Source organism: Cupriavidus sp. JZ107, from assembly GCF_053903255.1.
This window is the reverse complement of record NZ_CP096481.1, coordinates 3,375,555-3,399,707: the sequence shown is the minus strand read 5'-3', so window position 1 is coordinate 3,399,707 and position 24,153 is coordinate 3,375,555. Positions and strand designations below refer to the sequence as shown.

At 68.2% G+C, this 24,153-nt stretch carries 19 protein-coding genes; 12 read left to right on the top strand and 7 right to left on the bottom strand.

Annotation, left to right across the window (positions count from 1 at the left end):
- Positions 1-68 precede the first annotated feature (68 nt).
- Complete coding sequence (locus M1D55_RS24925) at positions 69-2,756, top strand: DNA topoisomerase III (protein ID WP_456282075.1); 2,688 nt, start codon at positions 69-71, stop codon at positions 2,754-2,756.
- 93 nt (positions 2,757-2,849) lie between these two features.
- Here the strand turns inward: M1D55_RS24925 and M1D55_RS24920 are convergent, their stop codons facing one another.
- Complete coding sequence (locus tag M1D55_RS24920; RefSeq protein ID WP_006579761.1) at positions 2,850-3,809, bottom strand: LysR family transcriptional regulator; 960 nt, start codon at positions 3,807-3,809, stop codon at positions 2,850-2,852.
- A gap of 192 nt (positions 3,810-4,001) precedes the next feature.
- Here M1D55_RS24920 and M1D55_RS24915 point away from each other — a divergent pair, with 192 nt between their 5' ends.
- Complete coding sequence (locus M1D55_RS24915; RefSeq protein ID WP_456282074.1) at positions 4,002-4,268, top strand: hypothetical protein; 267 nt, start codon at positions 4,002-4,004, stop codon at positions 4,266-4,268.
- 244 nt (positions 4,269-4,512) lie between these two features.
- On the opposite strand, the gene M1D55_RS24910 is transcribed toward M1D55_RS24915, so the two are convergent.
- The 3 genes from M1D55_RS24910 to M1D55_RS24900 form a co-directional block, all read right to left on the bottom strand.
- The gene (locus tag M1D55_RS24910) at positions 4,513-4,995 is read right to left on the bottom strand and encodes a hypothetical protein (RefSeq protein ID WP_064574782.1); all 483 of its coding nucleotides are present in this window, start codon (positions 4,993-4,995) and stop codon (positions 4,513-4,515) included.
- Positions 4,996-5,218: 223 nt separating this feature from the next.
- A complete protein-coding gene (locus M1D55_RS24905) occupies positions 5,219-5,422 on the bottom strand; it encodes a YbdD/YjiX family protein (RefSeq protein ID WP_006579436.1) in 204 nt (67 codons plus the stop codon).
- 56 nt (positions 5,423-5,478) lie between these two features.
- Positions 5,479-7,551, bottom strand: a complete 2,073-nt coding sequence (locus tag M1D55_RS24900; protein WP_456282073.1) for a carbon starvation CstA family protein — start codon at positions 7,549-7,551, stop codon at positions 5,479-5,481.
- Between the two features lie 407 nt (positions 7,552-7,958).
- On the opposite strand from M1D55_RS24900, the gene M1D55_RS24895 reads away from it, so the two are divergent.
- The 4 genes from M1D55_RS24895 (at position 7,959) to M1D55_RS24880 (ending at position 10,888) form a co-directional block, all read left to right on the top strand.
- Entirely contained in the window at positions 7,959-9,407 is a 1,449-nt protein-coding gene (locus M1D55_RS24895; RefSeq protein WP_456282072.1) for a cache domain-containing protein, read from the top strand.
- Positions 9,404-10,078, top strand: a complete 675-nt coding sequence (locus tag M1D55_RS24890; protein ID WP_006579438.1) for a response regulator — start codon at positions 9,404-9,406, stop codon at positions 10,076-10,078. The genes M1D55_RS24895 and M1D55_RS24890 overlap by 4 nt, the downstream gene beginning before the upstream one ends.
- 206 nt (positions 10,079-10,284) lie before the next feature.
- Entirely contained in the window at positions 10,285-10,572 is a 288-nt protein-coding gene (locus tag M1D55_RS24885) for a BrnT family toxin (protein WP_456282071.1), read from the top strand.
- A complete protein-coding gene (locus M1D55_RS24880; RefSeq protein WP_006578346.1) occupies positions 10,538-10,888 on the top strand; it encodes a BrnA antitoxin family protein in 351 nt (116 codons plus the stop codon). The genes M1D55_RS24885 and M1D55_RS24880 overlap by 35 nt, the downstream gene beginning before the upstream one ends.
- 120 nt (positions 10,889-11,008) lie before the next feature.
- Here M1D55_RS24880 and M1D55_RS24875 read toward each other — a convergent pair whose 3' ends face one another.
- Positions 11,009-12,865 (bottom strand): phosphoenolpyruvate carboxykinase (GTP), encoded by a 1,857-nt coding sequence (locus M1D55_RS24875; protein WP_006578347.1) that lies wholly within the window; start codon positions 12,863-12,865, stop codon positions 11,009-11,011.
- A 696-nt stretch (positions 12,866-13,561) separates the two neighbouring features.
- On the opposite strand from M1D55_RS24875, the gene M1D55_RS24870 reads away from it, so the two are divergent.
- The 5 genes from M1D55_RS24870 (at position 13,562) to M1D55_RS24850 (ending at position 21,404) form a co-directional block, all read left to right on the top strand.
- Positions 13,562-14,584, top strand: a complete 1,023-nt coding sequence (locus M1D55_RS24870; RefSeq protein ID WP_064574785.1) for a D-2-hydroxyacid dehydrogenase family protein — start codon at positions 13,562-13,564, stop codon at positions 14,582-14,584.
- A 134-nt stretch (positions 14,585-14,718) separates the two neighbouring features.
- A complete protein-coding gene (locus tag M1D55_RS24865) occupies positions 14,719-15,891 on the top strand; it encodes an MFS transporter (protein ID WP_023264526.1) in 1,173 nt (390 codons plus the stop codon).
- A gap of 255 nt (positions 15,892-16,146) precedes the next feature.
- Complete coding sequence (locus tag M1D55_RS24860; protein ID WP_006579530.1) at positions 16,147-17,364, top strand: efflux RND transporter periplasmic adaptor subunit; 1,218 nt, start codon at positions 16,147-16,149, stop codon at positions 17,362-17,364.
- A 4-nt stretch (positions 17,365-17,368) separates the two neighbouring features.
- Complete coding sequence (locus M1D55_RS24855; protein ID WP_023263317.1) at positions 17,369-20,557, top strand: efflux RND transporter permease subunit; 3,189 nt, start codon at positions 17,369-17,371, stop codon at positions 20,555-20,557.
- Entirely contained in the window at positions 20,544-21,404 is an 861-nt protein-coding gene (locus M1D55_RS24850) for a ChaN family lipoprotein (RefSeq protein ID WP_456282070.1), read from the top strand. Before M1D55_RS24855 ends, M1D55_RS24850 begins: the two co-directional genes overlap by 14 nt.
- Here the strand turns inward: M1D55_RS24850 and soxR are convergent.
- Positions 21,401-21,976, bottom strand: coding sequence for a redox-sensitive transcriptional activator SoxR (gene soxR / locus M1D55_RS24845; RefSeq protein ID WP_456282069.1), 576 nt, complete (start codon positions 21,974-21,976; stop codon positions 21,401-21,403). The two genes, M1D55_RS24850 and soxR, sit on opposite strands and share 4 nt — an antisense overlap.
- A 119-nt stretch (positions 21,977-22,095) precedes the next feature.
- Here soxR and M1D55_RS24840 point away from each other — a divergent pair, with 119 nt between their 5' ends.
- The gene (locus M1D55_RS24840; RefSeq protein WP_064574789.1) at positions 22,096-22,524 is read left to right on the top strand and encodes a RidA family protein; all 429 of its coding nucleotides are present in this window, start codon (positions 22,096-22,098) and stop codon (positions 22,522-22,524) included.
- A 71-nt stretch (positions 22,525-22,595) separates the two neighbouring features.
- On the opposite strand, the gene M1D55_RS24835 is transcribed toward M1D55_RS24840, so the two are convergent.
- Complete coding sequence (locus tag M1D55_RS24835) at positions 22,596-24,101, bottom strand: dihydrolipoyl dehydrogenase family protein (RefSeq protein WP_456282068.1); 1,506 nt, start codon at positions 24,099-24,101, stop codon at positions 22,596-22,598.
- Positions 24,102-24,153: the final 52 nt, after the last annotated feature.

The following is a 24,153-nucleotide window of genomic DNA, read 5'->3' as shown; positions in this document are numbered from 1 at the left end:
CGCTGTTTACATATTAGTGCTGTGCCAAACGCGGTCCGCCAAGGGGCGGCCGGCAAGGATTCCCACCCATGTCCAAAGCTCTCATCATCGCGGAAAAGCCATCGGTCGCGGCCGATATTGCCCGTGCGCTCGGGGGCTTTACCAAGCATGACGAGTATTACGAGAGCGACGATTATGTGCTCTCGTCCGCGGTCGGCCACCTGGTGGAAATTGCCGCGCCGGACGAATACGAAGTCAAGCGCGGCAAATGGAGTTTCGCCAACCTGCCGGTCATCCCGCCGCACTTCGACCTGCGTCCGATCGCCAAGACCGAATCGCGGCTGAAGGTGCTGAACCGGCTGATCAAGCGCAAGGACGTCACCCGCCTGATCAACGCCTGTGACGCGGGGCGCGAGGGCGAGCTGATCTTCCGGCTGATCGTGCAGCAGGCCAAGGCCAGGCAGCCGGTGCAACGGCTGTGGCTGCAGTCGATGACGCCGCAGGCGATCCGCGACGGCTTCGCCAGCCTGCGCGAGGACGCCGAGATGCTGCCGCTGGCCGACGCCGCGCGCTGCCGCTCGGAGGCCGACTGGCTGGTCGGCATCAACGGCACCCGCGCGATGACCGCCTTCAACAGCAAGGGCGGCGGTTTCTTCCTGACCACGGTGGGCCGGGTGCAGACGCCGACGCTGTCGATCGTGGTCGAGCGCGAGGAGAAGATCAAACACTTCGTGCCGCGCGACTACTGGGAAGTGCGCGCCGAATTCATCGCCGCGGCCGGGCTGTACGAAGGCCGCTGGTTCGATCCGAAGTTCAAGAAGAACGAGTTCGACCCCGAGGCGCGCGAGTCGCGGCTGTGGAGCGAGGCCGAGGCCAAGAGCATCGTCGCGGCGTGCCGCGACAAGCCGGGCACGGTCTCCGAGGAGTCCAGGCCGTCGACCCAGCTGTCGCCGGCGCTGTTCGACCTGACCAGCCTGCAGCGCGAGGCCAACTCGCGCTTCGGCTTCTCGGCCAAGAACACGCTGGGCCTGGCGCAGGCGCTGTATGAAAAGCACAAGGTGCTGACCTACCCGCGTACCGATTCGCGCGCGCTGCCCGAGGACTACATGGGCACGGTCAAGGAAACGCTGGACATGCTGGCGGACAGTTCGCCGAACTACCTGACGCATGCGAAGAAGATCCTGCACAGCGGCTGGGTCAAGCCGAACAAGCGGATCTTCGACAACAGCAAGATCAGCGATCACTTCGCCATCATCCCGACGCTGCAGGCGCCGAAGAACCTGTCCGAGCCGGAGCAGAAGCTGTACGACCTGGTGGTGCGCCGCTTCCTGTCGGTGTTCTTCCCGGCCGCCGAATACCAGGTGACCACGCGCATCACCGAGGTCGCCGGCCACCACTTCAAGACCGAAGGCAAGGTGCTGGTCAATCCGGGCTGGCTGGTGGTCTACGGCCGCGAGGCCCAGGGCGACGACGCCAACCTGGTGCCGGTGGCCAAGGACGAGAAGGTCCGCACCGACAAGGTCGAGCCGGTCGGCCTGACCACCAAGCCGCCGGCGCGCTACAACGAAGCGACGCTGCTGTCGGCGATGGAAGGCGCCGGCAAGCTGGTCGACGACGACGCGCTGCGCGAGGCGATGGCGGGCAAGGGCCTGGGCACGCCGGCCACGCGCGCGGCCATCATCGAAGGACTGCTGACCGAGAAATACCTGGTGCGCGAGGGCCGCGAACTGATTCCGACCGCCAAGGCGTTCCAGCTGATGACGCTGCTGCGCGGCCTGGGCGTCGAGGAACTGACGCAGGCCGAGCTGACCGGCGAGTGGGAACACAAGCTGGCGCAGATCGAGCGCGGCCGGCTCAAGCGCGACGAGTTCATGCGCGAGATCGCGCAGATGACGCAGCAGATCGTCAAGCGCGCCAAGGAATACGACAGCGACACCATCCCCGGCGACTACGCGACGCTGCAGACACCGTGTCCGCAGTGCGGCGGCCAGGTCAAGGAGAACTACCGGCGCTTCGCCTGCACGGCCTGCGAGTTCTCGATCAGCAAGATCCCGGGCGGCCGCCAGTTCGAGATCGACGAGGTCGAGACGCTGCTGCGCGACAAGGAAATCGGGCCGCTGCAGGGCTTCCGCAGCAAGATGGGCCGCCCGTTCGCCGCGATCCTGAAGCTCGCGCGCGACGACGACGGCAACTACAAGATGGAGTTCGACTTCGGCCAGAACGAGGACGACAACGACGGCGAACCGGTCGACTTCAGCGGCCAGGAGCCGGTCGGCACCTGCCCGAAGTGCAGCGGCTCGGTGTTCGAGCACGGCATGAAGTATGTCTGCGAGAACGCGGTCGGGTCGCCCAAGTCGTGCGACTTCACCACCGGCAAGATCATCCTGCAGCAGGAGATCTCGCGCGAGCAGATCGGCAAGCTGCTCGGCCAGGGCCGCACGGACCTGCTGACTGGCTTCAAGTCCTCGCGTACCGGCCGCAACTTCAAGGCCTATCTGGTCAAGCAGCCGGACGGCAAGATCGGCTTCGAATTCGAGGCGCGCGAGCCGAAGGCGGGCGCGAAGACAGCGGGCGCCAAGACGGCCGCCGCCAAGACGCCAGCCAAGTCGGCAGCCAGGACGGCGGCCAAGTCGTCAGCCAATACGGCAGCCGAAGCCGGCGCGTCGGCCGGCAAGCCGGCAAGCAAGACCGCCGCCAAGGTCGCGGCCAAGGCGGCCAGCAAGACTCCCGCCCGGAAGACCGCTCGCGCCAAGACGACGGCCAGCGCCAACGAATAAGCCGCGGCATCCGAGGCCCCGCACGCGGGCCTCGGTCTTTCGGCGTGCTCGCCGGTTGTTCCGGGTTTGTCCTCGTTCTTCTTCGATGTTCGGCTAGTTCGCCGCCTGACTGCCCGCACCGGTCACCGCGGCGGTGTCCACCGGCCCGCCCGCTCCGTCCGCACTCTTCTTCTTTCCCTCTTCCAGCAGGAAGTCGATGAAGGCCCGCGCCTTGGTCGGCAGGAATTTGCGGCTCGGATAGACCACGCTGATGTCGCGGCGCGGCAGCTGGTATTGCGGCAGGATGTGCTCCAGCAGGCCGGCTTCGATACTGGGCCGGGCCAGATACGACGACAGCATCGCGATGCCGAGGTTGGCCAGCGCCGCCTGGTGTGCCAGTTCGGCATTGCTGCAGACCATGCCGGGCCGGATCGGCACGGTCACCTCGCCTTCCGGACCCGACAACGTCCAGGCGTGTTCGGCATTGGTCAGACGCATCGCGATGCAGCGGTGCTGCGTCAGTTCATGGGCATGGCGCAGCGGCGCGTGGGCGCGCAGATAGCCGGGCGACGCGCACAGGATCACCTCGGCGGACAGCAGCGGGCGCGCCACCAGATGCGAGCCCAGACCGAGGTCGGACAACACGATGCCGACGTCGCGGCCCTCCTCGACGATATCGATGCTGCGGTCCGACAACAGCACATCGAACACCACGTCGGGGTACATCTGCTGAAAGCGCGCCAGCATGTCGGGCAGCAAATGTAGGCCAAACATCACAGGCGTGACGATCCGCAATGTGCCGGACAGCGACTGGCTGCGTGCGGTCACCACCGACTCGGCTTCCTCGACGTCCTCCAGGATCTGCTGGCAGCGCTGCAGATAGGTCTCGCCAGCATCGGTCAGCGACAGGCTGCGGGTGGTCCGGTTCAGCAGCCGGGTACCCAGATGGCTCTCCAGGTCCGCGACATAGCGGGTCACCACCGCGTTGGACATCTCCAGTTGCTGCGCCGCACGGGCAAAGCTGCCAAGTTCGACGACCTTGGCGAACACGCGCATCGATTGCAGCCGATCCATTGCACAGTCTCCCTTTTTTCTTCCCCATTTTTCCACAGCTTGGGGTTTTTGTTGTTCTTTATAGAACTAATCATTGTGTGCGGTAATGTTTATTCATATAAGGGAAATGCCTAATATGCAGCCATCGGATGCCGCACTGCAGCGAAATCCCGCCGCCGCGGACGTCCTCCCGAACAGAAAAAAGGACACATCATGACGATCTCCCGCTTTGCCCTGACCGCCGCCGCCACCGCCCTCGTCGCCACGCTGACCGCCGCTCCCGCGTTCGCCAAGGCCGGCAAGTTCGATCCGTACACCGACGGCGCCAAGGCCGGCCAATTCGACGTGTTCAGCGAAGGTGCCCGCCAAGGCAAGTTTGACGTCTTCACCGAAGGCGCTCGCCAGGGCAAGTTCGACGTGTTCACCGAAGGCGCCCGCCAAGGCGAATTCGACATCTTTACCGAAGGCGCCGCGCGCTAAGTCTGCCTCCCCCTGGACCGCTTCCCCGGCGGTCCCTCGATGCCCGTGCTTCGGCACGGGCATCGTCGTTTACGGCGCGCGAACCTGTCGCCCCCGCGAAAGCGGGGGCCCAGCGTCTTGGTGCGCATGCAAAGCCGCTGGGTCCCCGCCTGCGCGGGGACGACAACAGCAGGCAATTCGCCGCAAACAAAACGGGCCGCTTGCGCGGCCCGTCGAACTTGCTGTCAGGGTGCTGCCCCCGCGCTCAATCGTCCCAATCACGATGGCCGCGGCGGTGGTGGCGATGCTTGTGCTTGTGCTTGCTCTTGTAATAGCCGCGGTCGCGGTAGTAGCGGTCGCGGTCGTTGGCGTACGAGTTGCTGCGCGAGATATTGCCGCCCAGCGCCGCGCCCGCGCCGCCGCCCAGGGCCGCGCCGACCAGGCCGCCGGTGCGGCCGCCCATCGCGTTGCCCGCCGCCGTACCCGCACCGCCGCCGAGCGCGCCGCCCAGGATGGCGCCGGTACGCTCGCGGCGATTCGAGCTGATCGCGCCGCCTGCGCCGCCGCCCACCGCGCCGCCGATCACGGCACCGGTGGAGCCGCCCAGCGCGCCCCCGACGGCTGCACCGGCGACGCCGCCGAGGGCGCCACCCAGTGCGTTATTCATGTCGCTCGCGAATGCAGGCAGCGTCGTCGATGCCGCCAGGGCGAGGGCCACGGTCATATTGCGAACGAGTCGGCGAGACATAGTGTTTTTCCTCTGGTTGCCAAACTGTGATGCAAGTGTAGATTTTGGGCACGGACATTGCTGTAACCGCCTGTAAGCCTTTATTAATGCTGCAGAAACACAACAAAGGCTGCCCGTGGGCAGCCTTTCAGACCATTGACAACCCTGTCGTCCCGGCGGATGCGGGGACCCCGTGGCTTTCAACGGCGCCGGGTTCCCGCTTTCGCGGGAAGGACCGGTGGATTCAGCAGCACTTGCCCTGCCCGCCGCCGTAACGCGCCTCCTGCCGCTCGCGGAAGAACTCCTCGTAGCTCATCGGCTCGCGGTCCGGATGCGTGCTTTCCATATGGGCCACATAGGTCTGGTAGTCGGGCAGCCCGACCATCAGGCGCAGCGACTGACCCAGGTAGCGGCCCATCTGGCCCATCTTGTTCAGCGGATCCAGCATGGCGTTCCTTCCTCTGCGTGGGGTTTGACGTTACGGCGTTCGGCTCGGCACCAGGCTCAGCGCTGCGCCGAGGCGGCGGCCGGCAGCGGCTCGAACGGCGTCTCCAGCGCGGTCGGCCGTGCCTGCGCGCCCGCGCGCAGGCCGGTACGCAGGCCGTAGTAGACGATCGACAGCACCACCGCCATGAACAGCGCGCACAGGCCCGCGTCCAGGTAGTCGTTGAAGACGATGCGGTGCATCTGCTCCATCGTCTTGGCCGGCGCCAGCACCGTGCCCTGGGCGATCGCTTCGCTGAACTTGCGGGCGTGCGACAGGAAGCCGATCTTCGGGTCGGCGTGGAACAGCTTCTGCCAGCCCGCGGTCAGCGTGCAGATCAGCAGCCAGACGGTCGGCAGCAGCGTGACCCAGGCGTAGCGGCCGCGCTTCATCTTGACCAGCACGCAGGTGCCCAGCACCAGCGCCACCGCGGCCAGCATCTGGTTCGAGATGCCGAACAGCGGCCACAGCGTGTTGATGCCGCCCAGCGGATCGACCACGCCCTGGTACAGGAAATAGCCCCAGGCGCCGACGCACAGCGCCGTCGCGATCAGGTTGGCCGGCAGCGAGTCGGTACGGCGCATCGACGGCACGAAGCTGCCCAGCAGGTCCTGCAGCATGAAGCGGCCGGCGCGGGTGCCCGCGTCGACGGCGGTCAGGATGAACAGCGCCTCGAACAGGATCGCGAAGTGGTACCAGAACGCCATCATGGCCTGGCCGCCGACCACCTGGTGCAGGATGTGGGCGATGCCGACCGCCAGCGTCGGCGCGCCGCCGGCGCGCGAGATGATGGTGTTTTCGCCGACATCCCTGGCGGTCTGCACCAGCACGTCGGGCGTGATCACGAACCCCCAGTTCGACACCGCGGCCGCGACCGCTTCCGGCGTGGTGCCGATCGCCGCGGCCGGGCTGTTCATCGCGAAGTAGACGCCGGGCTCGATCACCGAGGCGGCCACCAGCGCCATGATGGCGACGAAGGACTCGGCCAGCATCGCGCCATAGCCGATGAAGCGCGCGTGGGTTTCGTTCTCCAGCAGCTTGGGCGTGGTGCCCGACGAGATCAGCGCGTGGAAGCCCGACACCGCGCCGCAGGCGATGGTGATGAACAGGAACGGGAACAGGTTGCCCGACCACACCGGACCGCCGCCTTCGGCGAACTGCGTGAACGCCGGCATCTTCAGTTCCGGCGCGACGATCAGGATGCCGATCGCCAGCGCGATGATGGTGCCGATCTTCAGGAAGGTCGACAGGTAGTCGCGCGGGGCCAGCAGCAGCCACACCGGCAGCACGGCGGCGACGAAGCCGTAGCCGATCAGCATCCAGGTCAGCGCCTTGCCGTCGAAGGTGAACAGCGGCGCCAGCGTGGCGCTCTCGTGCACGTACTGACCGCCGACGATCGCGAGCATCAGCAGCACGAAGCCGATCACCGACACCTCGCCGATGCGGCCCGGGCGGATGTAGCGGGTATAGACGCCCATGAACAGCGCGATCGGAATCGTCACCGCCACGGTGAAGGTGCCCCACGGCGAATCGGCCAGCGCCTTGACCACGATCAGCGCCAGCACCGCCAGGATGATGATCATGATCATGAAGCAGCCGAACAGCGCGATCATGCCCGGCACCGTGCCCATCTCGGCCTTGACCAGGTCGCCGAGCGAGCGGCCGTCGCGGCGGGTCGAGATGAACAGCACCATGAAGTCCTGCACCGCGCCGGCGAACACCACGCCGGCCAGGATCCACAGCATGCCGGGCATATAGCCCATCTGCGCGGCCAGCACCGGGCCGACCAGCGGTCCGGCGCCGGCGATCGCGGCGAAGTGGTGGCCGAACAGCACCGCCTTGTTGGTCGGCACGTAGTCGAGGCCGTCGTTATGGCGCCAGGCCGGCGTCATCCGTTTGGGGTCCAGCTGCATCACCTTGTCGGCGATGAAGCGGCTGTAGTAGCGGTAAGCGATCAGATAGATGCAGATCGCGGCGACCACGATCCACAAGGCACTGACGGCTTCGCCGCGCGACAGTGCAACGGTGGCGAAGGCAAACGCGCCGAGCACGGCGACGGCCAGCCACATCAGGTGTTGCCCGATGCGATTCATAGTGAAGGTCTCCTCAGACCACATGGAACAAAGCCCGCGAAGGGACAAGGGCCGGTGGACGGTGGGCACGCACGATGGCCGCGCGGTGGCACGCGCGCCGGCGGGCGGCGCATGGCGGGTGATCGGGGGCAAGCTGTCTCCAGAGCGCAGATAGCAGCGGCGCCCGGTCCCGCGACTTCCGGTCCGGATCTTGTCTGGCAGGCGGGGTGATACGCCGGTGGTGGCACTGGCGCATCCCGTTGCGAATGACGCCGCGGCTGGCCCGGGGCCCGGTCGCGCGTCGGCGTGTAGTATTGACACCCGCCAATCGAGGCACAAGCGCGTAACTACGCAGCGATCCTGCGTAGTACTACGCAACGGGACGGTAAAAGGCCGCTTCCCAGGCATCCGTGTTTACCCTGGTCACGATGAAACTCCGCCAGAAGATCCTGCTGCTCGCGGTCGCGCCGCTGGCGATCGCCATGCTCGGCATCGCGCTGGCCGTGCACTATCAGGCCACCGCGCTGGTCCGCCACGAGCGCGCGCTGGTCGAGGCCGCCTACCTGCAAAGCAAGGAAACCGAGCTGCGCCACTACGTACAGCTGGCGCAGAGCGCGATCGCGCCGCTGGTCAAGTCGGGCCGCAACGACGAGGCGACGCGCCAGGCCGCGATGCAGGCGCTGGCGGGGCTCGACTATGGCCCGGACGGCTACTTCTTCCTGTACGACCTGCGCGGGCGCAACCTGATGCATCCGCGCCAGCCCGATCTGATCGGACGCGACCTGTGGGACCTGCGCGATCCCGAGGGCGCGCTGACGATCCAGCAGCTGATCGCGGCGGCGCGCTCGGGCGGTGGCGCGGTGCGCTATCGCTGGGAAAAGCCGTCGACGCGCCAGATGGCGCCCAAGCTCGGCTACGTGGTGGCGGTGCCGGAATGGGGCTGGATGCTTGGTACCGGCATCTATCTGGACGATGTCGAGGCGACGCTGCGCGAGCTCGACAAGCGTGCGGAGACCGATATCCGCGCCACGCTGGCGTGGATCGGCGCGATCGCCGCGATCAGCATCCTGCTGGTCGGCGCGGGCGGGCTGGCGCTGAACATCAGCGAGCATCGCGAGGCCGACGCCAAGCTGCGCCAGCTGGCGCAGCGCGTGGTGCGCTCGCAGGAGGATGAGCGCGCGCGGCTGTCGCGCGAGCTGCATGACGGCGTCAGCCAGCTGCTGGTGTCGGTCAAGCTGGTGCTCGAGACCGCGCTGAACCGGCTCGCGCAGGCGCCGGCCGACGGCGGTGCGGTGGCGCCGGTGCTAGGCATGGCCTTGAACCGGCTGGAGACGGTGTTCAACGAGGTGCGGCGCGTGGCCCGCAACCTGCGCCCGGCGCTGCTCGACGATCTGGGCCTGCAGGCCGCGCTGCAGCATCTGGCGCGCGAGATGCAGGACGCCAGCGGGCTGCGCATCGATATCGACTGCCGTGGCGTGCCGCGGCCGCTGTCGGACGAGGCGGCCACCGCGCTGTACCGCATCGCGCAGGAGGCGCTGACCAATGTCGAGCGCCACGCCAATGCGCGGCGGGTGGAGCTGACGCTGTCGTATGCCGAGTCCGGCGTCGCGCTGGTGGTGCAGGACGACGGCAGCGGCTTCGATCTGGAGCGCGTGCAGCGCGACCCGCGCGGCGGCATCGGGCTGCGCAACCTGCGCGAGCGCATCGCCAGCCTCGGCGGCGAATTCGATATCGACTCCGCGCCCGGCGGCACGCGCATCCGTGCCTACCTGCCGGCATCGGCGTTCATGCCGGAGACGCCAGAGACGCTGGCGCTCGCCGGCACGATGGACGCGCCGCCCGCGGCCCCGTCCCACTCTTCCTCGCTGCCCCGATGACTTCCTATTCCGAACCGTACCGTCCCGCGCGCGTGCTGCTGGTCGACGACCACACGCTGGTGCGCGACGGCATGCGCATGCATCTGGCCTTGCAGCCGAGCCTGACCGTGGTTGGCGAGGCGGACGACGGCGAAGCGGCGCTGGCCTGGCTGGCGCGCCGCCAGCCCGATGCGCTGCCGGACCTGCTGATCACCGATATCGGCATGCGCGGCATGGGCGGCATCGCGCTGGCCGACGCGCTGCACCAGCGTCATCCCGAGATCGCGGTGCTGATGCTGTCGATGCATGACAACCTCGAATACGTCCGCCAGGCGATGCGCGCCGGCGCGCGCGGCTACGTGCTGAAGGACGCCCCGGCCGACGAACTGCTGGCCGCGATCGACGCGGTGCTGGCCGGCCGGGTCTTCTACAGCGCCCGCATCGCCCGCCGCATGATCGAGGAAGGCCCCGCCTCGCATCCGCTCGATGCGCTGACCCCGCGCGAACGCGACATCCTGAACGGCATCGGCCGGGGCCTGGCCAACAAGGAAATCGCCGCGTCCCTGGGCGTGTCGGTGCGCACGGTGGAGACGCATCGGCTGAACCTCAAGCGCAAGCTGGGCATCGAGGGGCGAGCGGGGTTGGTCAAGTATGCGGTGGAGCAGTTGGGGGGCGACGCGGCAGGAGGTTGAATAGCGGGCCGCGTGACAGACGGCAGAGCGCAACGTGATAGTCGGGCGACATTGCCGATAGCTCTCCGGAAGGTCGGGCCGTACGCTCCGATCCGTCGCAGAGGCCGACCAGGAGGCGGCGTCGCGAGGACTCGGCGCGCAGATATTTGTGTAGGCAAAAAATCGTTGCGCCGGTTATTTTTTGCCCATACAATAAATTCGCCCCGATGGAGTTCGAATTCGACCCCGCAAAGGACGTTCTCAACCGGGCCAAACATGGCATATCGCTGCGCTTCGCCGAATGGTTCGATATGGAGTCCGCCATTCTGAAGGAGGACACCCGGCGTCAATACAACGAACGACGTGTGATCGCACGGGGAATGATCGGCGACAGAGTCCATGTGTTGGTATTCACAATGCGCGGCAACAACATGCGCGTGATTAGCCTTCGCAAAGCCAACCGTCGAGAGGTACTCCAATATGTCGACGAAACGCAAAATCCACATACCGACTGACGCCGAGGATGAAGCGCTCACGCGTGCCGCGCTTTCCGATCCGGACAATCCCCCGCTGACCGACGACGAAATGGCCAGCATGCGACCGGCCAAGGAAGTGCTTCCGAGCCTGGTTGGCGAAAAGGCCGCGCAGGCCTTGCTGAAACCGCGCGGAAGGCCGCCTCTGCCGGCGGACGAGCGCAAGGTCACACTAAATATGCGGGCCGACCGAGATGTCATCGAGGCCTTTAGAGCGACTGGTGAAGGCTGGCAGAGCCGGATCAATGATGTCCTACGCGCTTATGCCCGGTCGCACCGCATGTTGCCGCGCGGATGACGGCAGCTACGGAACACGGCAGCTTCCGATAAAAAAAAGCCCTCGCGAACCAAATCGCGAGGGCTTCTTTTTTGCCGAGGCGCTCGCCTGGGGCAAGCGCAAAGTCAGGCGACTACCGCATCAAGCCGCCAGCCGCTTGGCCAGCGCATCCTTGGTTTCGGACAGCGCCTGCGGCAGATGGTGCTTGAGCTGGGTGAACAGCTCTTCGTGCAGCGCCAGTTCCTGTTCCCAGGCGGCACGGTCGATCGAGGTGACCTTCTGGAATTGCTCGGGCGAGAAGTCCAGGCCTTCCCAGCGCAGGTCCTCGTAGCGCGGCGAGGTGCCGAACACGTGCTCGGTGCCCTGGCCGCGGCCTTCGACGCGGTCGATCATCCACGACAGCACGCGCATGTTCTCGCCGAAGCCCGGCCACACGAAGTTGCCGGCCTCGTCCTTGCGGAACCAGTTGACGCAGTAGATCTTCGGCAGCTTGGCGCCCGACGCTTCCAGCTTGTTGCCCAGCTCCAGCCAGTGGCCGAAGTAGTCGCTCATGTTGTAGCCGCAGAACGGCAGCATCGCGAACGGGTCGCGGCGCACCACGCCCTGCTGGCCGGCGGCCGCGGCGGTGGTTTCCGAACCCATGGTGGCGGCCATGTAGACGCCTTCGGTCCAGTTGCGGGCCTCGGTCACCAGCGGCACCGTGGTCGAGCGGCGGCCGCCGAAGATGAACGCGTCGATCGGCACGCCGGCCGGGTTGTCCCAGTTCGCGTCGATCGACGGGCATTGCGACGCCGGCGCGGTGAAGCGCGCGTTCGGGTGGGCGGCCTTGGCGCCGGTCTGCTTCGCGATCTCCGGCGTCCAGTCCTTGCCCTGCCAGTCGATCAGATGGGCCGGCGCTTCCTTCGTCATGCCTTCCCACCAGACGTCGCCGTCATCGGTCAGCGCGACGTTGGTGAAGATCACGTTCTCCTTCAGCGTCGCCATCGCGTTGAAGTTGGTCTTCTCGCTGGTGCCCGGGGCCACGCCGAAGTAGCCGGCTTCCGGGTTGATCGCGTACAGGCGGCCGTCCTTGCCCGGCTTGATCCAGGCGATGTCGTCGCCGATGGTGGTGACCTTCCAGCCTTCGAAGCCCTTGGGCGGAATCAGCATCGCGAAGTTGGTCTTGCCGCAGGCCGACGGGAAGGCGGCCGCGACGTGGTACTTCTTGCCCTCGGGCGAGGTCACGCCGAGGATCAGCATGTGTTCGGCCAGCCAGCCCTCGTCGCGGCCCATGGTCGAGGCGATCCGCAACGCGAAGCACTTCTTGCCCAGCAGCGCGTTGCCGCCGTAGCCGGAGCCGAACGACCAGATCTCGCGGGTCTCGGGGAAATGGACGATGTACTTGGTCGGGTTGCACGGCCACGGCACGTCCTTCTCGCCGGCGGCCAGCGGCTTGCCCACGGTATGCACGCACGGCACGAACTCGCCGTCGGCGCCCAGCACGTCATACACGGCGCGGCCCATGCGGGTCATGATCCGCATGTTGACGGCGACGTACGGGCTGTCGGACAGCTCCACGCCGATGTGGGCGATCGGCGAACCGAGCGGCCCCATCGAGAACGGCACCACGTACAGCGTGCGGCCGCGCATGCAGCCATCGAACAGCCCGCTCAGGGTCTGGCGCATCTCGGCCGGCGGCATCCAGTTGTTGGTGGGGCCGGCGTCTTCCTGCTGCTGCGAGCAGATGAAGGTACGGTCCTCGACGCGCGCGACGTCGGAGGGGTCGGAGATGGCGAGGAAGGAGTTCTTGCGCTTGGCGGGGTTCAGCCGCTTCATCGTGCCCGCGGCGACCATCTGCTCGCACAGGCGGTCGTATTCCTCCTGCGAGCCGTCGCACCAGTAGATGCTGTCGGGCTTGGTCAGCGCCGCGATCTCGGCGACCCAGGCGACCAGCTTCTGGTGCTTGACCCAGGCCGGAACGTTCAGCGCCGGTGTGCCTTGCATGGTGGGGTGGTTCATGGTGGTACTCCAAAGCAAAAAAGAAATCTTTGGCAAAGCCTTGGCCCGGGGCCGCGCTCTGAAAATCGTCAAACAGCCGGGTCAAACACGGAGTCAAACGCGGAGTCGACGAGAGCGCCTGCCATGGCCGCATGCATGAGGGACCACTTCTTGTGGAAGCGGTTCCGCGTGCGGGGCGGGCGTTCTGCCCGCCTGGCGGCCGCATGGTGGTCGGTCTTCGACCACGCTCGCCCGGGACCGTCACATCCCGTTACAAGTCCGGCGCGATCCTGTCGGCAATCGATCGCGGGGGACCTTGCGGCTGCGCTACAGTGGCGGTTTTCCCGCGGACGTGTCGCAGCGGGTGCCAGTCAAGCTTTGTCCGGCGACAACCCGGCTGCGGGAGCGAAGCTCGACCGACAATCCGGGACGTCACCGAAGGCGGCAAGGATACCACCGCTGTCGTCCTCCGTTTTTTGCTCTGCAGCAAGCGGACGGCGCGAAAATCGGTCGGAACGCCGTGTCGCCATGGCTTGTCGCAGCACTTTGGTGGCCCACCTTACTGGCCGCCGGCATGCCGGTCTGTGGGCACGCGTACCAACCGGGTTGCGGCGTCAATGGGCTCAACGGGCTGCAATGGGCGCCAATGGCACCGCCGTAGTCGAACGCACCGCCTCAACGAACTCGCCTCAACGAACCGCCTCACCGAATCCGACGATGAAAATTGCCGTTCTCGACGACTACCAGGATGCCGTGCGCAAGCTGGCCAGCTTCCAGCTGTTGCAGGGGCATGACGTCAAGGTGTTCAACAACACCGTCAAGGGCGTCGGCCAGCTGGCGGCGCGCCTGTCCGACGTCGAAGCCGTGGTGCTGATCCGGGAACGCACCCGCATCACGCGCCAGCTGCTGGAGAAGCTGCCGAAGCTGAAGATCATCAGCCAGACCGGCCGGGTCGGCGGCGTCGGCAGCCATATCGACGTCGATGCCTGCACCGACCGCGGCGTGGTGGTGCTCGAAGGGGTCGGTTCGCCGGTGGCCCCGGCCGAACTGACCTGGGCGCTGATCATGGCGGCGCAGCGGCGGATCCCGCAGTACGTCGCCAGCCTGAAGCACGGCGCCTGGCAGCAGTCGGGTTTGAAGTCGACCACGATGCCGCCGAACTTCGGCCTGGGCCAGGTGCTGAAGGGCCAGACGCTCGGCATCTGGGGCTACGGCAAGATCGGCCGCCTGGTGGCCGGCTATGGCCGCGCCTTCGGCATGAGCGTGCTGGTCTGGGGCCGCGAGGGCTCGCAGACGGCCGCGCGCGAGGACGGTTTCGCGGTGGCCGAGTCCAGGGAGCAGCTGTTCGCCGACAGCGACGTGCTGTCGCTGCATCTGCGGCTGAACGACGAGACGCGCCACATCGTCAAGCTGGCCGACCTGACCTCGATGAAGCCGACCGCGCTGTTCGTCAACACCAGCCGCGCCGAGCTGGTCGAGGAAAACGCGCTGGTGGCCGCGCTGAACCGCGGCCGGCCGGGCATGGCGGCGGTCGACGTGTTCGAGTCCGAGCCGATCCTGCAGGGCCATGCGCTGCTGCGGATGGAAAACTGCATCTGCACGCCGCACCTGGGCTATGTCGAGCGCGACAGCTACGAGCTCTATTTCCGCACGGCGTTCCAGAACATCCTCGACGTGCTGGCCGGCGAGCACGGCAGCGTGGTCAATCCGAAGGCGCTGACGCCCGCGCTGGCGCGCTGACGGACCGCCCCGCCGCGGCGGACCGGATGGTCCCCGCGGCCGCGGCGGCGCCGGACCCGATCGGCGCAAAACCGCTACACTGCCGGGATTCGCGGGCGGCCCCTCTGCGCCATCTCCCCCCTCGCATCCCCATCATGGATCCCAGGCTTCTGACGCTTTGCGTCGGCAATTTCGTCATCGGCACCGGCGCGATGATCGTCACCGGCATGCTGAACGACATCGCCGGCGATTTCCATTTGAGCGCCGCCACCGCCGGCCAGCTGGTCTCGGCCTTCGCGCTGGCCTGCTGTGTCGGCGCGCCGCTGTTCGCCACGCTCGGTTCGCGGATCGACCGCCGGCTGCTGCTGGTCGGCGCCCTCGCGCTCTACGGGGTGCTGCATCTGGCCTCGGCGCTGGCGCCGAACTTCGGCGCGCTGGTGGTGCTGCGCTTCGTCACGGCGATCGGCGCCGCGATCTATACCCCGCAGGCCGCGGCGACGCTGCCGCTGCTGGTCGACGCGAAGCTGCGCGGCCGGGCGATCAGCTTCGTCTTCCTCGGCTGGAGCGTGGCCAGCGTGGTCGGCGTGCCGATGGGCACGTGGATCAGCACCACGCTGGGCTGGCGCGTCAGCATGGGCGTGGTCGGCGTGATGGCGCTGGGCGTCGCGATCGCGCTGTGGCGGGTGCTGCCGCGCGGGCTGATGGTGGCGCCGGTGGGCCGCGCGGCCTGGGGCGCGGTGCTGCGCCATACGCCGCTGCTGATGGTGGTCGGCGTGACGATGGTGTCGTCGGCCGGCATGTTCACGATGTTTACCTATATCGCGCCGATGCTGCGCGACGTCCATGGCGTCAGCGGCGGCGCGCTGAGCCTGATGTTCCTGGCCTATGGCGCCTGCGGCGTGCTCGGCAACGTGGTCGCGGCCGCGCGCATGGATCGCGCCACGCCGGCCCGCGTGGTCCACGTGGCGCTGGGCACCTCGCTGGCGGCGATGCTGCTGTGGCCGCTGACCGGCGTCGGGCCGATCGCGCTGGTGCTGATCTTCATGCTGTGGGGCGTGGGCGGCTTCGCCACCAACAGCGCCCAGCAGGCGCGGCTCGTGGCCTTGGCGCCGGAGCGGGCGGCGGTGTCGATCTCGCTCAATTCCTCGTCGATCTATCTGGGCCAGGCGATCGGCGCGATGGCCGGCGCGGCGATCTACGCCACCGCCGGCGCGCAGGCGCTGCACTGGGGTGCAGCCGCGCTGATGCTCGGCGCCCTACTGCTGTCCGCCCGTGCCCGCGCGCTCGGCTGCCGCTGGTTGCGGCGCCAGGCGCCGCAACAGGCCTGAGCGCGCCGGCCGGCCCGCCAGGTCCGTTTTCTGCTAATGTTTGATCCCTGATACAAAGACGGCCCCTCTCCTGTAATCGTTTGTAATACAGACGCGTCTGCCAACGCTTGCCAGAGATGGCGCCATGGCGGTACCACTGGGGGCGGCCGGCCGCCCACCGGTTCACAGAAGCCGGCGGTGGCCGTCCGGGCGGGCACGGCGACAAAAGGGAGCGAACACGCGCAATCACAGCGCGGCGCAGCAGAGGGTCCTCGCATGAAATCGAAGGGTATCGACCAGGCCAAAGGCTTTGTCGAAAGCAATTGGAGCCAGGCCATGGGTACCGGCAGAAGTCGTGTGTCGCCCTGGCTGGCGCTGGCATTGGTCGTGCTGCTGGCGGGGGCCGGCTGGTACGTCTGGAAGACATGGTTCGCGGCCAGGCCGCAGGCCCAGGGACCGGCCCCGGTGGCGGTGACGACCGCGCTGGCGCGCCAGGGCGACGTGCCGCTGCAGGTCAGCGTCAACGGCAACGTGACGGCGCTGTCCACCGTCGAGGTCCGCCCGCAGGTGTCCAGCACCGTCCGCACCGTCCATATCCGCGAAGGCCAGACCGTCAAGCCCGGCGATCTGCTGTTCTCGCTCGATACCCGGATGGACGAGGCCAATCTGGCCCGGGCCCGCGCGCAATTGCTGCGCGACCAGGCCGACCTGGCCGACGCCCGCCGCTCGCTGGCGCGCAGCGAGGAACTGGTCGCACGCAACTTCATCTCGCGCAGCGCGGTCGACACCGCGCGTGCCAAGGTCGATGCGCTGGAGGCCACGGTACGGGCGGACCAGGCGGCGATCGAGGCCAGCCGCGTCGCGGTCAGCTACGGCGCGATCCGCGCCACGATCGGCGGCCGCACCGGCGTGATCAACGTCTTCCCCGGCTCGCTGGTGCTGCCGACCGCGGCCCAGCCGATGGTGACGATCGCGCAGATCCAGCCGATCGCCGTCACCTTCACGCTGCCCGAACGCCAGCTCGCCGCGCTGCGCGACGCCCTGCGCGGCGGCCCGGTGCCGGTGACCGCGCAGCCGAACGACGGCAATCCCGAGCCGGTGCAAGGCCGCATCACCTTCGTCGACAACACCGTCGATCCGCAATACGGCACGATCCGCGTCAAGGCGCAGTTCGACAACGAGGCCCAGCGCCTGTGGCCGGGCACTTATGCGCGCGTCGAAGCGGTGGTGCAGACGCTGACCGGCGTGGTCTCGGTGCCGCCGCAGTCGGTGGTGACCGGACCGGAAGGCCGCTTCGTCTATGCGGTGCAGGCCGACGGCAAGGTCAGGTCGATGCCGGTCAAGATGCTGGCGGCGACCGCCGCCGCGGCGGTGGTCGAAGGCGTGCCGGCCGGCACGCGCGTGGTGGTCGAGGGCGTGCAGAACCTGCGCCCCGGCAGTGCGGTGCGCGAGGCCAGCGCGCCGGCTGCGGCGCCCGCCCCCGGGAAGCACTGACGCCATGACGCTGTCCGAACTTTGCATCCGCCGTCCCGTGATGACGGTGCTGCTGGCGATCGCGATCGTCGTCACCGGCATCGTGCTGTACCCGACCATCCCGATCGCCGCGCTGCCCAGCTTCAACTCGCCGGTGATCCAGGTCACCGCGCGGCTGCCCGGGGCGAGTCCCGAGACGATGGCCGCGTCGGTCGCCACGCCGCTGGAAAAGCAGTTCGCCACGATCCCCGGCGTGTCGGTGATCAGCTCGGCCAACACGCTGGGCAATTCCAGCATCACGATCGAGTTCAACAACGACCGCGACATCGATGCCGCGGCGGTCGACGTGCAATCGGCGCTGTTCCGCGCCCAGCGCTCGCTGCCGACCGAGATGAACGAGCCGCCGTCGTACCGCAAGGTCAACCCGGCGGACGCGGCGGTGATCCTGCTGGCGATCAATTCGCCGGCGATGAGCCTGGCCGAGCTGAACGCCTTCGGCGACAACCTGATCGCGCCGACGCTGTCGACGCTGCCCGGCGTCGCGCAGGTGCTGGTCTACGGCCAGAAGCGCTTCGCGGTGCGGGTACGCGCGCGTCCCGATGCGCTGGCTGCGCGAGGCATGACGCTCGACGAGCTGGCCGGCGCGATCTCGCGCGCCAACGCCAACACGCCGGTCGGCACGCTGGACGGCGCGCGCCAGATGCTGACGATCCAGGCCAACCGCCAGCTGGCCGACGCCGACGCCTTCCGCAATATCATCGTCGCCAGCCAGCCCAATGGCGCGCTGGTGCGGCTCTCCGACGTGGCCGAGGTCGAGGACAGCGTCGAGACGCTGAAGACCGGCAGCTGGCTGAACAACGAACGCTCGATCGTGCTGGCGGTGCAACGCCAGCCGGACGCCAACACGGTGGCCGTGGTCGACGCGATCCGCGCCGCGCTGCCGCGGCTGGTGCAGCAGATGCCGGCCTCGGTCAACGTCAATGTGGTCAACGACCGTTCGCGTTCGGTGCGCGAGTCGATCCACGACGTGCAGTTCACGCTGGCGCTGACCGCGGCGCTGGTGGTGATGGTGATCTTCCTGTTCCTGCGCCGCGCCGCCGCCACGCTGATCCCGACGGTGTCGCTGCCGATCTCGCTGATCGGCACCGTCGCGCTGATGAAGGCGTTCGGCTACAGCCTCGACAACGTGTCGCTGCTGGCGATCACGCTGGCGGTCGGCCTGGTGGTGGACGATGCCATCGTGATGCTGGAGAACATCGTCCGCCATATCGAGGAAGGCATGGCGCCGTTGAAGGCGGCGCTGGTCGGCTCGCGCGAGATGGGCTTCACCATCGTGTCGATCTCGGTGTCGCTGGTGGCGGTGTTCATCCCGATCTTCTTCATGCCGGGCGTGATCGGCCTGCTGTTCCACGAGTTCGCCGCGGTGGTGTCGCTGTCGATCCTGGTATCGGCGCTGGTGTCGCTGACGCTGATCCCGATGCTGTGCGCGCGCTTCCTGTCGGCCGAGAACGTGCCGGTCGACGAATCGCAGCATGCCTATGGCGATGCGCCGGCGCACGCTGCGCGTCCGCAGAAGCAGAGCTTCGGCCTGCGCGCGACGCAGTGGTTCGAGAACCTGTTCGAATTCACGCTGCACCGCTATGCGCGCGGGCTCGACTGGTGCCTGGCCCATCGCAAGACCGTGCTGGCCGCGGCCGGCATGACGTTCGTGCTGACCGCGGTGCTGTTCGTGCTGATTCCCAAGGGCTTCTTCCCCGAAGAGGACATCGGCCAGATCCAGGTCAACGCCGACGGCCCGCAGGACATCTCCTTCGATGCGATGTCGACGCTGATGCGCGACGCGGCCGAGCGGATGCGCGCCAATCCCGCGGTCAAGAGCATCGTGGTGGCGATCGGCGGCGGTCCCTCGCCCGCGATCAACACCGGCCGCATGTTCATCGAGCTGAAGCCCGGCGGCGAGCGGCCGAAGATGCCGCAGGTGGTCGAGTCGCTGCGCCGCGACGTCGCCGGCATTCCGGGCCTGAACGTCTATTTCCGGCCGGTGCAGAACCTGCAGCTGGGCGGCCGCGTCAGCAAGGCGCGCTATCAATACACGCTGCAGAGCGTGCAGTCGGGCAATCTGCAGACCGCAGCCGACAAGCTGATGGCCCGCATGCGCGCCGATCCGCTGTTCCGCGACGTCACCAGCGATTCGCAGCAGGCCGGCCTCGAGGCGCAGCTGGCGATCGACCGCGACAAGGCGAACTCGCTGGGCGTGCAGATGCAGGACGTGCGCACCGCGCTCTATACCGCGTTCGGCGAGCGCCAGGTGTCGACGATCTATACGTCGATCGACAGCTATTACGTGATCCTGCAGGCCGCGGATGTCGACCGCATCGACGAGACCGCGTTCTCGAAGATCTATGTGCGCAGCACCAGCGGCACGCTGGTGCCGCTGTCGGCGTTCGCGACCACCGAGCGCCGCGTCGGGCCGATCGCGGTCAATCACCAGGGCCAGCTGCCGTCGGTCACGGTGTCGTTCAACCTGGCCCCCGGCGCGGCGCTCGGCGACGCGTCGGCGCGCATCGACCGCTTCAAGCAGGAAACCGCGATGCCGCAGGAGATCTTCACCAGCTGGGGCGGCGATGCGGCGGTGTTCCAGTCCTCGCAGTCGACCCAGGTGATCCTGCTGATCGCGGCGATCGCGGTGATCTACGTGCTGCTCGGCGTGCTGTACGAAAGCTATATCCACCCGCTGACGATCCTGGCGGGCCTGCCGTCCGCGGCGGTCGGCGCGCTGCTGACGCTGTTCCTGTTCCGCGTCGAGCTGTCGCTGATTGCGATCATCGGCGTGCTGATGCTGATCGGCATCGTCAAGAAGAACGCGATCATGATGATCGACTTCGCGCTGGCGGCGCAGCGCGAGCAGGGCATGCCGCCGGCCCGGGCGATCCGCCAGGCCTGCCTGCTGCGCTTCCGTCCGATCATGATGACCACGCTGGCGGCGATCATGGGCGCGCTGCCGATCGCGCTTGGCCTGGGCGCCGGCGCCGAGCTGCGCCAGCCGCTGGGCCTTGCCGTGGTCGGCGGGCTGCTGTTCTCGCAGGTCATCACGCTGTTCATCACGCCGGTGATCTACCTGGCGCTGGATCGCTTCTCCGGCAGCGGCCCGCTGGAGATCGACGCGGATGGCAACCGCGTGGCCGCGACGGTGGGAGCGGATGCGGGCCGCTGACCGTGGAACGCATCGCGGCGCGAAGGTTGCGGCAACCGCCGCGCTCTCCGCGGCGCTGGCGCTGCTTGCCGGCTGCGCGGCGCCTGCCCATCCGGATGGCGACGCGCATCGGCTGGCCGCCTACCGCTATGTGCTGCTCGGCGAGGTCCACGACAACGCCGAAGGGCATCGGCGCCGGCTCGCGTCATTGACCGAGGCGATCGACGCGGGTTGGCGGCCGGCGATCGCGATGGAGCAATTCGATCGCGAGCGGCAGGCGGATCTCGACCGCGCGCGTCGGGAGCGCCCCGGCGATGTCGATCATCTGATCGCGCAGGCCGGCGCGGCCGGATGGGAGTGGTCGCTGTACCGGCCGGTCATCGCGCTGGCGTTGCGGCACGACCTGCCGCTGATTGCGGCCAATCTGTCGCGCGACGATGCGCGCGGCGTGATGCGCGGCGGTGCGGTGTTCAGCGCGGCCGAGCGTGAACGGCTGGGCCTGGAGCGGCCGCTGCCGCCCGATCTCGCGGCTGCGCAGACGGCCGTGCTCGACGACAGCCATTGCGGCCATTTCCCCCGCGCGATGTTGCCCGGCATGCTGAACGCCCAGGCGGCACGCGATGCGGTGATGGCGGCCGCGCTAAGGGAGCACGCCGCGCGCGGTGTGGTGCTGCTGGCCGGCAACGGGCATGTGCGAAGGGACATCGGCGTGCCGCGCTGGCTCGGTGGGAAGCCCGCCGACGTGCTGGCCATCGCGTATCTGGAAGCGGCGGCGCCGGACGAGGCCGGCGCCTACGATCGCGTCGTGCTGGTGCCGCCGGTGCGGCGCCCCGATCCATGCGGCGCGATGCGCCAGACGCCGCGCTAGGCGCGCGTGCCGCCGCCCCGCTCTCCGCCCCGCTCTCCGCCCCGCTCTGCGCCCCGATCGTGACGGCCGCGCGCGCCGCCGCCCATCAGGTATGGCCATGGCCCCTGTCCCGCCAGCGTATCGCCTGGATTACGCAGCGGACAGGCCTTCAGCGACAGGCAGCCGCAGCCGATGCAGCCGTCGAGCTGATCGCGCAGCTGGGTCAGCGTGCGGATGCGCTCGTCCAGGTCTTCGCGCCATGCCGCCGACAGCCGGCGCCAGTCGGCCACCGTCGGCGCGCGTCCTTCGGGCAGCCGCGCCATCGCCTCGGCGATCGATGCCAGCGGCAGGCCCATGCGCTGCGCCACGCGAATCACCGCGAGCTGGCGCAGCACCGCGCGCGCATAGCGGCGCTGGTTGCCGGCGCTGCGCGTACTGCGGATCAAGCCCTTGGACTCGTAGAAATGCAGCGCGGACACGGCCAGTCCGGTGCGGGCGGCAACTTCGCCGACCGACAGCATGTCGGCGGGCTTCGGGCCGCCTCGGCGCGGCGGCCGTTCGGTCGATTCGTCGTGGGAGGGCTGGCTTGGCATGGCGGCATTCCGAGGCTGTTCGCGCGATAGTCCCAATGCTAGCAGGGTCACGGTTGACCTTAACCCAACTTGAGGTTTGATACTGGCGCCACTCCGTTTCCCTCTTCGAGATTCCCGCCATGATCGAATCGCGCCGTCCCACCTGCAGCCTGCACTTCGTCAATCCGCACGGCCTCTACGACCCCAGTCCGAATGCCTACTCGCATGTCGCGGTCGCAACCGCGCCGGGCCGCATCGTGTTTGCCAGCGGCCAGGGCGGCGAGGACCAGCACGGCACGCTGGCACCGGATTTCCCCGGACAGGTGCGGCGCGCGCTGGAGAACCTGGAGATCGCGCTGCATGCCGGTGGCGCGGACCTGCGCGACGTGGCCAAGCTGACCGTGCTGATCGTCGACCATTCGCTCGAACGGCTGCAGGAGTTCGGCGCCGAATTGCGGCGCATGTGGGGCACGCGCCCGCCGCCCGCCTGCACGCTGATTCCGGTATCGCGGCTGGCGCTCGACGGCATGCTGTTCGAGATCGAGGCGACCGCGGTGGTGTCGCGCTAGGCGCGGCCGCGCCGCAGTTCAGCCGAACAGTTCAGCCGGACCGCTCAGGCGAACCGCTCCAGGCGAACCGCTTAGCCGAACAGTTCCTCCGCGACGGTCGGGTGCAGCGGCATCGTGGTTTGCAGATGCGACAGCCGCACGCCCAGGCGCAGCGCTACCGCGATCGACTGCGCGATCTCTGGCGCGGCGTTGTCCAGCAGATGCACGCCGAGCACGCGGCCGCTGCGCGCGTTGTAAACCACCTTGATCATCGACGGCATCGGGTTGCCGGCGAAGCGGTTCTCCAGCGAGACGAAGCGCTTGATGCGTGTGCCGATGCGCTCGGGCTTGCCAGCCGCTTCGATCGCCGCCGCCTCGGTCAGCCCGACGCTGCCGATTGCGGGCTCGCAGAACACCGCGGTCGGAATCACGTCGAAGTCGGCGCGCTCGCCGCGCCGGCCAAACAGGCGGTCCGCCAGCCAGCGGCCCTGGGCGATGGCGACCGGCGTCAGCTGCGGTCCCTCGGTGACGTCGCCGATCGCATGGATGCCGCGCACGCTGGTGCGGAACTGCCGGTCCACGCGCAGGCCGCGCTGGCCGCGCGCCACGCCCAGTGCCTCGAGGCCGAGGCCTTCGACATTGGGTTCGCGTCCGATCGCTGCCAGCGCCGCCTGGGCGCGCACGCTGTGGATCCGTTCCTTGCCGCTGCTCTTCCCACCGCCCTTCCCGCTGCCGTTCCCGCTGCCGTTCCCGCTCGCTTCGGCCTGCCTGTAGCAGACCTCGATCGCACCGTTGGCCTGGTCGAGCAGCGTCACCTCCGTATTCAGATGCAGCCGCACACCCTTGGCGGTCAGCGCCTCGGCCAACGCCAGCGCAATGTCTTCGTCGAAGTTTTCCAGCAGCCGCGACTCGCGCACCAGCATGTCGACCTTGACGCCGTAGCGCGACAGGATCGATGCCATCTCGACCGCGATGTAGCCGCCGCCGATCACCACCAGCGAGGCCGGCACGCCGTCCCACTGGAACACGTCGTCCGAGCTGCTGGCCAGCTCGCCGCCGGGCACCGGCAGCGGCGTCGGCCGTGAACCGGTGGCGATCAGGATGCGGCGTGCCTGCAGCGTTTCGCCGCCGACGCGCACCTCGCCCGGCGCGCTGATGGTCGCCTCGCCGCGCAGCAGCTGCACGCCGGCTTCCTGCAGCCGCTGCGTATAGCTGGCATGCAGCCGCGCCATCTCGGCCTTGACGCGCACGATGGCGTCGTTCCAGTCCTCGCGTCCGCCGGTATGCGACAGGCAGCCCGACAGGATCGCGGCCCAGGTCGCGCCGTAGCTCAGCATCTTCTTGGGGACGCAGCCGCGGTTGACGCAGGTGCCGCCGATCTGCTCGCGCTCGACCAGCACCACGCTGGCGCCGTGCGACGCGGCCCGCATCGCCGCGGCGACACCTGCCGAGCCGCCGCCGATCACGACGAAGTCGGCCTGGCGCGCGCGCCCGGCGCCGGCGCCCTTGCCGCGCGGCACGCGCTCCATCCGGGGTTCGGCCGATACCTTGCTTGCGCGCTTGCGTTCGTTGTCGTTGCCAGCCTGCCGCTTCGTCATCTATGCCTCCTGCCGCGGCGCGCCGGCCGCGAGAATTGCAAGAACCCGAAGG